At 68.4% G+C, this 13,813-nt stretch carries 9 protein-coding genes and 3 pseudogenes; 9 read left to right on the top strand and 3 right to left on the bottom strand.

The window, feature by feature from the left end; genetic code table 11:
- The first annotated feature begins 1,130 nt into the window (after window positions 1–1,130).
- A complete protein-coding gene (locus tag ABZ070_RS29205; protein ID WP_356638347.1) occupies window positions 1,131–1,460 on the top strand; it encodes a helix-turn-helix transcriptional regulator in 330 nt (109 codons plus the stop codon).
- Window positions 1,461–1,705: 245 nt separating this feature from the next.
- Window positions 1,706–2,926, top strand: a complete 1,221-nt coding sequence (locus ABZ070_RS29210; protein ID WP_356638338.1) for a hypothetical protein — start codon at window positions 1,706–1,708, stop codon at window positions 2,924–2,926.
- 73 nt (window positions 2,927–2,999) lie between these two features.
- Here ABZ070_RS29210 and ABZ070_RS29215 read toward each other — a convergent pair whose 3' ends face one another.
- Together ABZ070_RS29215 and ABZ070_RS29220 are read right to left on the bottom strand one after the other, a co-directional pair.
- Window positions 3,000–3,971 (bottom strand): recombinase family protein, encoded by a 972-nt coding sequence (locus ABZ070_RS29215; RefSeq protein WP_356638339.1) that lies wholly within the window; start codon window positions 3,969–3,971, stop codon window positions 3,000–3,002.
- Window positions 3,972–4,103: 132 nt separating this feature from the next.
- Window positions 4,104–4,337 carry a hypothetical protein gene (locus ABZ070_RS29220; RefSeq protein ID WP_356638340.1) on the bottom strand — a complete coding sequence of 78 codons (234 nt, stop codon included), beginning with the start codon at window positions 4,335–4,337 and terminating at the stop codon, window positions 4,104–4,106.
- A gap of 114 nt (window positions 4,338–4,451) precedes the next feature.
- Here ABZ070_RS29220 and ABZ070_RS29225 point away from each other — a divergent pair, with 114 nt between their 5' ends.
- Window positions 4,452–5,213: a GntR family transcriptional regulator gene (locus tag ABZ070_RS29225; protein ID WP_356638341.1), complete on the top strand. Its 762-nt coding sequence runs from the start codon at window positions 4,452–4,454 to the stop codon at window positions 5,211–5,213.
- A gap of 304 nt (window positions 5,214–5,517) precedes the next feature.
- Here the strand turns inward: ABZ070_RS29225 and ABZ070_RS29230 are convergent, their stop codons facing one another.
- Window positions 5,518–5,928, bottom strand: a complete 411-nt coding sequence (locus ABZ070_RS29230) for a hypothetical protein (protein ID WP_356638342.1) — start codon at window positions 5,926–5,928, stop codon at window positions 5,518–5,520.
- Between the two features lie 30 nt (window positions 5,929–5,958).
- Between ABZ070_RS29230 and ABZ070_RS29235 the strand changes: the two genes are divergently transcribed.
- The 6 genes and pseudogenes from ABZ070_RS29235 (at window position 5,959) to ABZ070_RS29260 (ending at window position 13,055) form a co-directional block, all read left to right on the top strand.
- Window positions 5,959–6,243 carry a hypothetical protein gene (locus tag ABZ070_RS29235; protein WP_356638343.1) on the top strand — a complete coding sequence of 95 codons (285 nt, stop codon included), beginning with the start codon at window positions 5,959–5,961 and terminating at the stop codon, window positions 6,241–6,243.
- A 504-nt stretch (window positions 6,244–6,747) separates the two neighbouring features.
- A complete protein-coding gene (locus ABZ070_RS29240; protein ID WP_356638344.1) occupies window positions 6,748–7,920 on the top strand; it encodes a hypothetical protein in 1,173 nt (390 codons plus the stop codon).
- Between the two features lie 482 nt (window positions 7,921–8,402).
- Window positions 8,403–9,452 (top strand): annotated as a pseudogene (locus ABZ070_RS29245) (HAMP domain-containing sensor histidine kinase).
- Between the two features lie 208 nt (window positions 9,453–9,660).
- A pseudogene (locus tag ABZ070_RS29250) lies at window positions 9,661–10,564 on the top strand (endonuclease/exonuclease/phosphatase family protein).
- Between the two features lie 530 nt (window positions 10,565–11,094).
- Window positions 11,095–12,120 (top strand): annotated as a pseudogene (locus ABZ070_RS29255) (transposase); the annotation flags it as partial.
- Between the two features lie 557 nt (window positions 12,121–12,677).
- The gene (locus ABZ070_RS29260) at window positions 12,678–13,055 is read left to right on the top strand and encodes a fic family toxin-antitoxin system, toxin component (protein ID WP_356638345.1); all 378 of its coding nucleotides are present in this window, start codon (window positions 12,678–12,680) and stop codon (window positions 13,053–13,055) included.
- The last annotated feature ends 758 nt before the right edge of the window (window positions 13,056–13,813 follow it).

Consider the following 13,813-nt stretch of genomic DNA (forward strand, 5'->3'; position numbering starts at 1 on the left):
GCCCGTAGCAGAGCCGGGACGCCATCATGATGTTGATCTAGGAACCGCGCAAGAGTGCAGTTTGGTGTCACATGATGTGACGCCCTGGCCAAGCGCCGGCTGATCGTCTCGGCGCCGGTCGAATGACGGGCGGTGGCTGAATGTGCGACATCCCGTGAGTTCTCCTGAGCCCCGCAAAGTCCCCAACCTCGTGGCCAGGGGTTTCGCCCTCTCTCTGGTGACTCTTCGCGTACTGACGTAACTTCGGGATTCCTGAAGCGTTCTCACTTTGCCTGACCGGTCGACGGTCATGGTGAAGGTGAGGGGGCGGGTTGGTGCTGGCTGCCGTACGGGACCTGCGCGATGTCCGGCCGCCGGCCACGGCGGAGGAACTGGAGCAGTTCGAGACCGCCGTGTTGGCGGGGTTCGTGCTGGCGCGGACCTCGGCGGGGCTGGCGGACGGCACGATCCGCGGAGACGTCGGGCACCTGGAACAGATGCGGTCCTGGTTCGGCCGGCCGCTGTGGGAGATGGAGCCGCCCGACGCCGACGCGTACTTCGGGAAGGTGCTGCGGGCTTCGCCGAGCGGCACCCGGCTGGGGCGCTCTCAGGCGCTGACCACGTACTTCCTGTTCCTGGAGCTGCGGCACAAGGTCGAGATCCACCGGATGACCGGTCGGGTGATCGAGTGCCCGATCGACGAGATGAACCGGCCGCGCGGCGCGAAGGATGCGGCACTGCGGATTCCGCCGTCCGGGCCGGAGGTCAAGACGCTGTTCGTCGGATGGGGCGGCGAGCGGGCGACCTGCCGGAAGTTCGCCCCGACCGCCCGGAACTACACCGCCTCAAAGTTGATGTCCCAGGTCGGGCTGCGGGTCAGCGAGGCGTGCAAGCTCGATCTGGCGGACATCAAGTGGGATCTGGGCCGCTTCGGCAAGCTCCACGTCCGCCACGGCAAGGGCGCCCGCGGCCCGGGCCCGCGCGAGCGGATGGTCCCCCTGATCAACGGCGCCGATTGCACGCTCCGATGGTTCATCGAGGACGTCTGGGGCCAGTTCGATGACGACCACACCCGCCCCGGCGCCCCGCTGTTCCCCTCCGAACGTGGCCGGGCAGCAGCGGGCCGCGAAGCGGCTGGAAGGACTTCTGCGATGAAGTGGAACCTGCGGCTGACCGCCGCGAACAAGGGGATCTGGAAAGCCTCGGAGCTCCAGCGGAGCCTGGCCGAGCACGGCCTGGTCATCTCGGCCGGGAAGATGTCCGGGCTGTGGACCGGTCAGCCCGTCTCCCTCAAGCTGGAGGACCTGGACGTCATCTGCGTCGTCCTCGGCTGCGAGATCGGCGACCTCCTCATTCCCGAGCCGGAGAAGGTGCACCGCCCCGGGCAGGAGGAGACGGTCCGGGCCGCTGTCGGCTCGGGGACCACCGCGCCGAAGGTGATCCCCAAGCGCCGGGACGGCCGGTCGCTGCCGCCGGAGTGAGCTGGTGGCACGCTTCCCGAAGGGCTACGTCAAGCCGACCAGTTCCTGCCCGGGCTGCCTGGCCTGGGGCGACTTCCGCGGCCGGCGCTGCCACACCTGCTACATGTTCGGCCGGGGCACGACGCGGCGGAATGCGCCGGCTGCCGTCGCGTCCAGCCGTTGAAGTGGGACTACTGCCGTTTGTGCTGGTGCCAGGCCCGCCTCGGCGCGAAGACAGTCGACGGCCAGCTGCCGGAGGGGCAGACGTGCGGGAGAGGCTCGCCGCCGTCCGGCACCAACAGCTGTTCTTCGTCGGGATGCACCCCCGACACTTCGGTCGGCTCGACCCGGCCGACGCCGACCTGGCCAGCCCGTGGCTGGCCTGGGCGAAGTACCTCGCCCACCGGTTCGCCGAGTCCCGCGGCTGGGGACGCAACATCCGCTTCGCCGTCAACCGGGGCCTGGCCGTCGTCCTCACCGGTCACGTCGAAGGCGACGTCATCCGGCACACGGAGATCTTCTCCCCGCTACGGGCCCTGGACCTGCCCGTCGGCCACATCATCACGGTGCTGGAGGAGATGGGGATCTTCGAGGACGACAGCGAGCCGTCCTTCGAGCACTGGCTCGTCGGACGCCTGGAAGGGCTCGCACCCGGCATCCGTTCGGAAGCCGAGCGCTGGACCCGAGTCCTGCGCGACGGCGGCCCCCGCAGTCTCCCGCGCAGGGAGGGCACGGTCTGGCTCTCCCTCAACCAGGTCCGTCCGGCCCTGCTGGAGTGGTCGAACCGCTACGACCACCTGCGGGAGGTGACTCGCGACGACGTCCTCGCCCACGTCAAGACGCTGCACGGTCACCAGCGGCGTGACCAACTCGTCGCCTTGCGGTCTCTGTTCACCTGGGCCAAACGGCAGGGGTTGATCTTCCGCAACCCCACCAGCCGGATCAAGGTCGGGCAGAACGAGTACGCCGTACTACAACTTCTCCTTCCCGAGGAGGTCGAACGCTCCGTCGCGGCTGCGTTGACGCCGACGGCGCGGCTCGTCCTCGCCCTCTCGGCGGTCCACGCCGCCCGGGTCGCCCAGATCGCCGCCCTCGTGCTCGACGACGTCGATCTCGGCAACCGCCGGCTGACCATCGCCGGACGCGCCCGGCCTCTCGACGACCTCACCCTGAAGCTCCTGACGGACTGGCTGGACCACCGGCGACGCCGGTGGCCGAGCACCGCGAACCTCCACCTGCTGATCAACAACCAGACCGCCAACACGACCGGCCGGGCCAGCAACCACTGGATCAGTGCTCCGATGCGAGGACAGGACGCCACCTTGGAGCGGCTTCGCGTTGACCGGCAACTCGAAGAAGCCCTGGCCCACGGGCCTGACCCACTCCATCTCGCGGAGGTCTTCGGGCTCGACGAGAAGACCGCGATGCGCTACGCGGACTCCGCACGATCCCTGCTGGAACAGGCCGCTGAACAGCACCTTCGATGAAATCTGCTCGACCTGGACGCAGCATGAAGGGAATCATGGACGAGTGACGTCGACCGAAGCAGCAGCAATCGCTCTACAGGACCATGCCGCCCTCTGGAGCATGGGGGAAATCCGCGCGAGCGATGTCGTGAACGCCGCCTGTGATGCGCTCGTCGCCGGACTCGACACCCCCGGCCTTCGCATCCTCGCCGCCTGCACGCGCGCCGAAGCGGACTACGACGTCCACGACCTGCTTCCCGCAGCACTCGACGAACTCGGCCTCACCTTCTATCCGGTCGGCAGCGAGACGGGTCAGGAAGCCGCCGCGCGAGCCCTCGCACGCCGCATGCTCGCCGGAGAGCTCACACCTCGGGAGTTCACCTTCCGGATTCACCAGCGCCACGGACATGAGCTGCTCCTGACCGAGCGCCTCGCCGAACTCGACGACGAGTACGACATCCTCGAATACGGCAGAACCATGGACCAGGTCGATGCCGAGGTCACAGCCGAAGCCCGCCGCCTCGCAGCCCACCCCAAGGTTCCCGCCGAACCCACGGATTCGCCAAGCTGATACACACGGACCGACCCGCGAGTTCCCGCTGAACAGACTTCGGTTTCCCTGAACCCACGGGCCTCTCCGGGTGTGAGTAGTTGCGGTGCAGAAAGTGCCGCTGAGATTGATCTTGCTGGGGTTCGGCCACTTCGAGGAGGCTTCGAGCTGTCGGGGGACGGTGCCGGCGCGCAGTTCGCGCAGGTCGGGGATGTGGTTGTAGAGGGTTCCCGGGGAGACGCCGAGGAGCTTGGCGATCGAGGTGATGGAGCGGCCGGGGTCGGGCAGCAGGTCGCGGGCGGCCTTGATGACTTCCTCGGTGGCGACGCTGGGGCGCCCGCCGACGCGGCCGCGGGCGGCGGCCAGGCCCTCGTTGGTGCCGATGACGATGAGTTCGCGGATGAACTCCGCGAGGGCGGCGAAGACGTGGAAGACGAGCCTGCCGCCGGGGGTGGTGGTTCCAGGTTCTCGTGGAGTGAGGAAGCCGATCCCTCGGTCGCGTAGCTCGGCGACCATGTTGCGGCCGCGGGCAGGTGAGGAGCCCGTGAGGGTCGGGCAGGACGATGAAGTCGTTTTCGGCGCCGTGTCCCTTGGCGAAGGGCCGGACGAGGCGAGGCGGGTTGGTCATGGGCGCGGGACGTCCTCTGCTCACTCGAAGCGAAGCCAGGCGATTTGGCCGGAGTCGGTGTCGGTGAGGCCGAAGGTGGTGCCCAGGTCGAGGATGGCAAGCAGCTGCTGCCAGTGGCGCGGGAGGCGGTCGGTCACATCGATCTCGATGCGGACCGCTTCGGACTCCTCGACGACACGGGGCAGCGCCCCGGCCAGGGCGGTGAGTTGCGTGATGGCGTATGCGATCGCGGCGTTCTGGCGGTCGTAGCCCACGGCACCCACATTCGATCAACCGGCTGTTACGCAAAGCAGTTCTAGTTAACTAGCTTTCAGTTAGTGAACTAGGTTGTCAATGCGTACAGGTCAGCAACGCGGGCAAGGAGAGGCATGGCTGACGGCAGCTCAGGAGACAGCGCCCCCTACCTTCGGGTGGCGGCCAGGCTCCGCTCCCGGATCGCTGACGGCATCTGGACTCCCGGCGGCCGGCTCCCCTCCCGCGGCGAGCTGGGCGCCGAGTTCGGCGTCGGGGAGAACGTGGTCCGGCGCGCGCAGGAGCTCCTCATCAGCACGGGCCTCCTCGAGGGGCGGGCCGGCTCGGGCACCTATGTCCGCGCCCCGTTCGAGCGCCGCCCTCTGCTGCGTACTCCGTCCGCAGCCGGCCTCCCGTACTCCGGACTTGCCCCGTTCGGCTTCACCGGCACGTGGGAAGCCGACAGCACCGCGAAAGCCGAAGCCCCGCCCCTCATCGCCGCCCGGCTGGGCGTGAAGGCCGGCGACCCCTGCGTGCGCACCAGCTACGAGTTCCTGTCCGCCCGACAGCCGGTGATGCTGACCACCAGCTGGGAGCCGATGGCCGTCACCGGAGGCAGCGTCGTGGTCCTGCCCGAAGGCGGGCCGCTCGCCGGGCACGGCGTCGTGGCACGGATGGCGCACCTCGGGATCACCGTTGCCCGCGTGGTGGAAAGTCCGCGACCAGTCCACGTCGACCGTGACCAGGCCCACTTGCTGGGGATCGCCACCGGATCGCAGGCCACCCTGATTGAGCGGACTCACTACGACACCGGCGGCCGGCCCGTGGAGACCGCGGACATCCTCATTCCGGCGGATCGGTGGGACATCACCTACGACATCGCCCTGCCCGGAACCTGAGCCGTCCGCCGCAGGCGCCTGGTCAGACGCTGCAACTCCCCGGGCTTCTTGAGGCCGACCCGGCAGTCCGGGAATCATGAACACCGCACGGCCCCAAAGCCGTTCGAGGGGGGAGCCTCTTCATGCCCGAACAGCACCGTGACCCGGTCGGCAGGATAACGAACGCGCTGGGTTCACCCGCGCTCGGCGCGTTGGTCGGTATCACCGGCCTGGCCGTCCCCGTGATCGGATGGGCCGCCGAGCGCGTCAACCTCAAGGTGCTGCTGCTTGTCCAAAGCGCGCTGATCCTGGTGCTGGTCGCAAGTCACCTGTGGGTGCGCAAGATGTACATACACCTGCGTAAGGCCAATAACCTCAAGGCCATGGATGACGCGCCCGGTACTACGACCTGGTCCGCTCCCAGCCCGAACGCGAACTCATCTCCGACTACGGCGAGATTGCCGATGGCCACCTGCGTGTCTACGCGAGCGAGGTACCCCGCCTCTCCGTCCTGCTGATCAAGACCCTCACCGAGGCAGAAGCCGAGCCGCAACGGATCCTCGCGGCCGACCTGACGACCAACCCGGCGCTGCTGACCCAGCGCCGCGAGTACATCGCCGCCAACCGACGCTTCACCGCGGCCGGCGGCCGCATCGACCGACTGTTCATCGTCTTCCGCGACGACCTGGTCAAGCAGGATTTCGCCGGTCCCCTGCTTGAGCTCATCGGCCACCATCGCGACCTCGGCGTCACCTGTGGCCTTGCCGTGCGCGACTGGGTACGCGCCGACCAAGCCGTCGATGTCGTCATCTTCGCCGCGGCCGCCGTCCTGGTCGAGGAGGAGCAGGGGGACGCCGACTACAACCGCGGCCGCAGCTCCGTCTACTTCAAGGGCGTCGAGCGCTGGATCGGCCGCTTCGAATCGGTCTGGGGCCACGGCGCCGACTCCGCACCGCGCAACCTGCAGGCATACGAGGCCATCGTTCGGCCCATGGTGGACGCGGGTGCCTGGGACGACGACCGCGTCGCCCGCACCGTCGACACTCTCTGACCGCACGGCCCCGACCGGCCCAAGCAGCGACCAAACCCACGGCCCCCGTCTCTCGACGGGGGCCGTTCCGCATCTGCACGCCCAGGCAGGGCCAGTACGACCTGCGGGCAGCAACCGCTCTCGCCATCAGCTGCTGCCCGGGCGGTGGTCTGGAAGAACCGGGGAGCCGACCACCTCTCTCCATTTTCCTGCCAGAAGGAACACCCCCGCCACTGCTGATGCCACCAGCGGCAATATCAGAAGAGCTAGTTAGCTAGATGTACGGTGCGTGGTGGTTGGCGGGATGGGCCCGCCGCCTTGCTCGGGAACCGCACATGCTGCTCGCCTTAGCCGTCATCACCACCGGTGTCGCACTGCGCCATATAGACCGCGCGCACTTCACCTACGGGCGCCCCCACGCCGCCAGTTCCGCCCAGCTCATAGCACTCCAACGCAGCCGCGCCAACGACTGGACCCCGACCCTGCTCATGGCCCGGCCAGTGGCTCCAGATCGCCGGATGGTGGATGCTCACCGCCCAAGGGCCCCTGCCCACCGCGGCGGCCGCCGTCGCCGTCCACTTCCGGCACCTGCAGGAAATCAGCCACTTCGCCGTGCGCGGCGTTCTCGCCCGGTCCGCCCGCGCCAACCTGCTGCTCGCCGAAGCCTTCGCCCACCACCCGCTCGCATTCGGTCCAGTCACCATGCGCCGCCGGCGACACGTCCGTGACCACCACCCCAACGCCACCGTCGCGGGCACCGACCCCAACCTCGCCGAACTTCACCAGGCCGGCCTCCGTCCCGGTAACCCGGCTTCGGTTCGCCGCCGCACTCGTACACCCCTCACTGCACACGGCATCCACACCACCGCCGTCAACATCGCCGCTGGCCTGCGCCACCCCGGCTGGCATCGATCGGCTGCTGCAGCAGCCGTACCCGTCGCCGCCTACCTCGCCGGAGGCTGGACCGCCGTGATCTGCGGCGTACTTGTGCCGCGGCTGCTGCTCTACCCCCAACTGGCCTGGCTCAGCCTCCTCGTTGAACACACCTGGTTCGACCCCGAGCCCCGCAACGGCACGCCCGCCTCGGTCGCAGCCGGACGCTGCCTGCGCCTGTACCCACGCAGCCACGTCCCGGCGCGCATCGCCGTCGCCACCTGGCTCCCCTACGGCGACCTCCACCACTACGCACACTCAACGCACCCCGCCGTGCGCTGGAACTACCTGCCAGCTCTCGAACGCCACCTCGGCCGACCACACTTCACTCCCGCCGCGCTTCTCCTCGGCCCCACCTCGGTGGCCCGCCGACACCTGCACGCCCTGACCGCTCAGGCAACAGGGCCACCACCTCATGACCGCCAGCACGCATCGAGCAGCCACCGCTCAAGATCGTGCTGCCATCCTTTTCGGCCGTATCTCGGCGGGTATATAGGCGTCCTGCAGGCGGCCCGGCAGGATGTCAGCGCCCTTCCATACGGTCATGACCACTGCCCCGACCGAGGAGCCGTACCGATGAAGACGCCGTACGTTCCCCTTCCCGCCGAGGTCTACGACGCTCCGATGCCGCTGGACGCCTACCGCCATGCCCCGCCCATCGAGGATGAGCTGGCCGCACTCGAGCACCTGATGGACACCACCGAATGGCGCGTCAACCGCGAGTACCTGCTCCGCAAGGCCGCCGTCGCGGACGCGTCGCGCTGAACAACACCGTCGACCAGATGCTCGCGCGCGAGGCTCGGTCGAGAGCGTGGATTCTGCGCGACTTCGACGACGCCCACGGAGCCCACCAGGGCAAGCACGCTCCGTTCGCCGACGAGTAAAGCAGCGCCGGCGGATCCCGCCCATATGCCGCCAGGAGTACGTGGCCTGGCTCGCCAAGCATTCAGCCGGACCTGGTGGGTTCCAGGCGTGACCGGCCCCCCGCTTGAACGTTGAAGACGTGAGACCGGCCCTCGGCACACGGTTCGGCCTCCGGTTGGTGCTCATCCCTATCCTGCTCTGGAGGGTTGGCATCCGCCGTCCGCCCGAGGCCCGCTTCCCCCTAACTCCAGCCCCAGGGGGGAGGCGAGCCTCGGGCATGCCCGCAACGACTGTCACCGCCCGGGTCCCCGCGCCCGTCGATCAGGCCGGCAGGCGCATCGTCATCCCGGACACGGACGACGCCGCCGCGTAGGCGATTCCTCATGCTGGCCGGCGGCCTGCTGCTCGCGGCGGTGTGGGTGTTCCTCCTGCCGTACGTCCCCAACCGCCCGATGCTCACCAGCCAGAATGACGATCTCACGACGGGCGTTTTCCCCGTCCGGTCCGTCCTCCTGGACGTCTTCGCTCCAAGGGCAGCCGGCGTCATAGCGCTCCTGCTCGTGTTCGGCCTGGAGGGCGGGGGTTCCTCGCCGGCCGGATGCTCGCCCCGCTGACCCGCATCACGGACGCCACCCGCGGCCACGAAGGGCTCGCTCTCCCACCGGATCCGGTACCGGGCCGCAAGGACGAGTTCCGGGAAGTTCAGACGCCTTCGACACGATGCTCGCCCAGCTCGAAGCGCACGTCGACGAGCAACGGAGATTCGCGGCCAACGCCTCGCACGAACTGCGCAACCCCCTGGCCATCTCGCAGGCGCTGCTCGACGTGGCCCACAATGATCCGTCACAGGACCTCGGCGAGATCATCGACCGGCTGTACGCTGTCAACGCCCGGGCGACCTCATCGAGGCGCTGCTCGTGCTCAGACGCGCCGACCAGAGGTCCTTCACCCGGGAGCCGATCGACCTGTCCCTGCTCGTGCACGAGGCCACCGAGACGCTGCTGCCGCTCGCCGAGAAGCGCGGTGTCGCCCTCGAGATCTCCGGGGACATCGCGCCGGCCTTCGGCTCTCAGGCGCTCCTGCTGCTGACGACGAATCTGCTGCACAACGGATCGTCCACAACCTGCCGGAGAAGGGCACGGTGTGGGTCGAGAGCAGAGCAGGCACCGAGAGCGTGGTGCTGAGGGTCGAGAACAGCGGCGAGAAGCTCTCCCCCCAGCTTGTCTCGACGCTCACCGAGCCTTCCAGGCGGCACCGAACGCATCCGCAGCGACCACTCGGGGGGTCGGCCTCGGTCTGGCCATCGTCAAGCGGATCACCGAGGTGACGACGGATCCCTCACCATCACCCCGCGCCCTGACGGCGGACTCCGTATCGCTGTTGAACTGCCCGCACCACCAACACATTTGACCAACAGGACGTCTGATCAGTGAGTGAAGCACCACGAGAAGTTCCCGATGCACGGCAGCAGGCCGACGTCGAGGAGCGCGCCGAGAACCAGGACACGGCAGAGGAGGGGCGGAAACCAGCCCGGGCACCCGGCGCGCGCGTATCCGCCGGGGAATCCGGGGCCTGTCCCGGCCGGGTCCGTGGAAGCGCGGTCTGGTGCTCGCGGCGCTGGCGGTGCTGCTCGGCCTGCTCATGGCGCTGCACTCGAAGGTCACGGACTTCGGGAGCCTCGGCAGCCTGGTGGAGACCTTCCTGCCGTGGTTCGGCGTGTTCATTCCGGTACTGCTCGCCGCCGCGCTGTGGCGCCGCTCCGCCTCCGCCGTGGTCGGGCTGCTCCTTCCGGCCGTGGTGTGGGTGAGCCTCTTCGGGGGCCGCTGTCCGACAAGTCCGGGCGGCCGGCGGCGACCTCACCGTGGTCAGCCACCACGTGGGCGCCGAGAACCCCGATCCGGCCGGTACCGCGCGCACCCTGGCCGCCTCCGGGGCAGCCCTGCTGGCGCTCGAGGAGCTGACCGACCAGGCCCGGGTCACGTACGAGAAGGAGCTGGCAAAGGCGTACCCGTATCACGCGGTCGAGGGCGGGCTGTGGAGCAAGCTGCCACTGTCGGACACCCGGGCGGTCGACGTCCTTCGGGACATGGTCAGGCCGCTGGCGAAGACCCGTCGGCCCGAGACCCTCTCGATGGACCCGCCGCGCGCGCTGCGCACCACGGTGGCCACGGGCCAAGGGCCGCTTGCGGTGTACGTGGCGCACCTGGGTCCGTACGGGTGATGCTCAGGGGCGTCTGGACGGACTCGCGGGGCGCCGGCGCTGAGAAGCTGGCCAAGGTCGTTGCCGCCGAGCAGAACGAGCGGACGGTAGTGCTCGGCGACATGAACGGCACCACGGACGACCGCAAGCTCGCCTGCCTCACCCCCGCAGCTGCGCTCGGCCCAGGACCAAGCCGGGGACGGCCTCGGCTTCAGCTGGCCGGCGTCCTTCCCGAGGGCGCGGATCGATCAGATCCTAGTCAGGGGCGTGGAGCCGAAGAGCTCGTGGGTCCTGCCGGAGACCGGCAGCGATCATCTGCCGGTGGGGGCTCGCATCAACTGGTGAACACCGCGTAAAGGCTCCGATGCGCGGATTGGCAGCTCCAGCTCGGCCTCGCATTCGTACAGTACTGCCATATGGGGCGGGTCCGGCAAGCGTGATGGAGAGGAGTACGCGAGAAACCGGCGTTTTACGTCTCTCAAAGAGACACCGGCTCGAACCTGGCGGATCTGGCCCGGAGCTCCGCCGTTCGGCGGGGCGTCTTCCGGCATTGCAGCATCCTTCCCTTCTCGATACCGCTGCCGCCCTTCCCCATGCGGCCAGCTCTCCCGGCCTCGGAGTACTACGGCGGCTCCGCCCCGTCCCCAACCGATCAGCGGTCGACGCGCTCAGCCCCGGCGGGCTGCTGGCCGCAGACGGCAGGGCGAGGTTCGGGACGGTTCCCGTGTTCACCATATTTCTCCCAGGGCGCCCCGTCCTTTAGGCGGGGAGGAATGGGTCCTTGGGGCGGAGCCGCGAAGCGGCGGAGTTCTCTGCGTATCTGTTCTGACCTGCACTCTCTTCCGTTGTCAGTGGGGGGTGTTAGGTTGCGGATCATGACGACAGCGTCGATGGCCGAGCAGGTTGCCGGGCATGCCCGGTACACCTTCCGGCTTCGCCTGTCGTCGAACGCGCTCGCTTTGCTGGAAGGGGAGTGGGCACGGTGCCGCTGGGTGTGGAACGAGTGCGTGGCGATGTCCCGCAAGATCCACAAGCTCAACAAGGACGCCGAGACGACGTCGACGTGCGGGCCGGCGCAGCTCGACAAGATGCTGACCGAGGCGCGTCGTTCGATGTCCTGGCTGCGCGAGGGCTTCAGCGTTCCGCAGCAGCAGGTCGTCCGGGACTTCGCCAAGTCCCGTGCGAAGGCGCTCAAGGACATCAAGGCCAAGCTGCCGATGCGGCAGCGGGCAGGGATGCCCCGGATCAAGCGGAAGCGGGAAGCCGCGCCGTCGTTGAACTACACGCAGCGCGGGTTCCGGATCAAGGACGGCCGTCTGCACCTGGCGGGCGGGATCGTGCTGAGGGTGGTGTGGTCGCGCGACCTGCCGTCCACGCCCAGCAGCGTGCGCGTGTACCGCGACAGCCTCGGGCACTGGTACGCCAGCTTCGTCATCCTCACCGTGACCGAGGCTCTGCCGGAGACCGGCGGGGTGATCGGGATCGACTGGGGTGTGAAGGAGACCGCGACCACCACGTCCGACGCCCACGACCTTCCGCACGCCCAGCACGGGAAGACGGCCGCCGCGAAGCTGGCCCGCTACCAGCGGATGATGGCCCGTCGCGCAACGCCGAAGAACCGGCCCGGCACCAAGGGGTACAAGAAGGCCCGGCGGGCGGCGGCGAAGGTGTCGAAGAAGATCGCCCGGCAGCGGCAGGACAGCGGCCGCAAGTGGGCCAAGACCGTCGTCCGGGACTTCGACCAGATCGCTGTGGAGGACTTCAAACCGAGGTTCCTCGCCACGTCCCGGAACATGTCCCGCAAGGCGGCCGACGCCGCGATCGGCGCCACCAAGCAGGCCCTGATCGAGATGGCCCGCAAGCACGGCAAGACCGTGCACCTGGTCCACCCCGCGCACACGGGAGCCCGACTGTGTCCCTGCGGCATCGCCACGAGTACGCCGCAGACATTCCTCGTGGCCTCCCAGCCAGCTTCTGTATACCTACCTAGGAGTTGTCGGACCACCCGAAAGGATGACCCGCATACGCACCGCTGCCAGCCGATTCCGATGATCGCGGACCGGGTCGTTCAGGAGGCGATGAGCTGCCCCGAGCCGCTCGGGTTGGGAGGCTGGCTCCTTCTCCGCTGGGGTCTGGCCGCTCGGGCGACGCTCATCGCCCTTCAGGCGGGGATTCTGTACTTGCCGCAGCCCTGCATGGTAACAACTGTTACCATGCGGGTTATGGGGAAGAAACAGCTGGGCGCCCGCGTGGACGCCGACATCGCAGACCTGGCAGCCAAGCGCGCCAGCGACCTTGGCTTGAGCATCGGCGACTATCTGGCACGCCTGGTGTCGGAGGACGTCAGCGGCCTGCGGGCCCGCGGAGTAGAGGCAGCCGCTCGCTTCCTGGGCGAGCACCAGGCCGTCTTTGACGACGCAGAGAACGCGCAGACGGTTCCGGGGACGCGCGCCGCCTGATGGAGCTGCATATCGACGTCCCCTGGATTCTGCAGGTCGCCGAGGTCGCAGGCGCCGGCGACCCCGCCCCTGACGACTACGGCGTTCCGCTCGCGGCCGTTGCCCGTCATCGCGCTGAGCTCTTCGAGCGGCCCGTCTACGACGGCCCGTACGCCAAGGCTGCCGCTCTGGTGCACACGTTGGGGCGCTGCCGGTGGCTCGAGCGTTCCAACCTTGCGGTGGCCGCGGCTACGGGGGTCATGTACCTGGAGGCCGCCGGAGTCCCAGTCAAGGTCACTCGAGACGACGCCATGACCCTGCGCGACCTGCTCTTCGACCCGACCTGCGATGCCCACAAGATCGCCGACCTGCTGCGTTCCTGGGCTGCGACGGATTGAGAGCCCGAGGGGCCTCAGAGCGATTCGCTCTCCTCGAGTGAGATGCTCTCCCGCCATTGAACGGCACCGGCGTCCTAGTTTGCGAGGTATGTGCCGCTTCGCATCCAGTTGGGTGGGCAACACCTCCAATGCCAAGCGCAGGGAGCAGCGGCTGACTGCGCCCGGCGCAGCGGAACGCACCCGGCCGTGCCCTTGTGATGCGCCAGCACGAGTACCTCGTGGCCGTGAAGGCTGAGCAGGGCGTCCTCGCGCTCCACACGCTTCACTGGGCTGACGAGATCCGGGACCTGCCGCCGAAGTCGGTTCCCTGCCAAAGCGAGCACCCGCCGCCCTCAAGGAGCTCAATATGGCCGAGCAGTTGATCGACGCGCTGGCCATGGACTTTGATCCAGCTGCCTTCCATGACACCTATCAGGAGAAGGTGGCGGCCATGATCGAAGCCAAGCAGGCCGACCGGAGCGTAGAGAAGGCAGACAATCGAAGCCCTCGATCAACGTGGTCGATCTTACGGAAGCGCTGCGAGCCTGCGTGGATCAGGCCAAGAGCCCTAACGGGTTGGTGCGTGATAGTGGGGAGGGGGCGTTGCGGTGTCGTCGCTGGTGGATGGCATGATCCGCCCGTGGCGATCTTGGCGAATCGAACGGTCCTTACGGTATCTGCCGCGTCATCTCGCATGCCTGATCGAGGAGTTGGCACAGCCGTGGCAGGCCGGTGTCGAGGGCCGCCGTCACGATGCACGCGGCGGCGTGAGGAAGCGG

This window comes from Streptomyces sp. NPDC006283 (genome assembly GCF_040613325.1).
Lineage (GTDB): Bacteria > Actinomycetota > Actinomycetes > Streptomycetales > Streptomycetaceae > Streptomyces.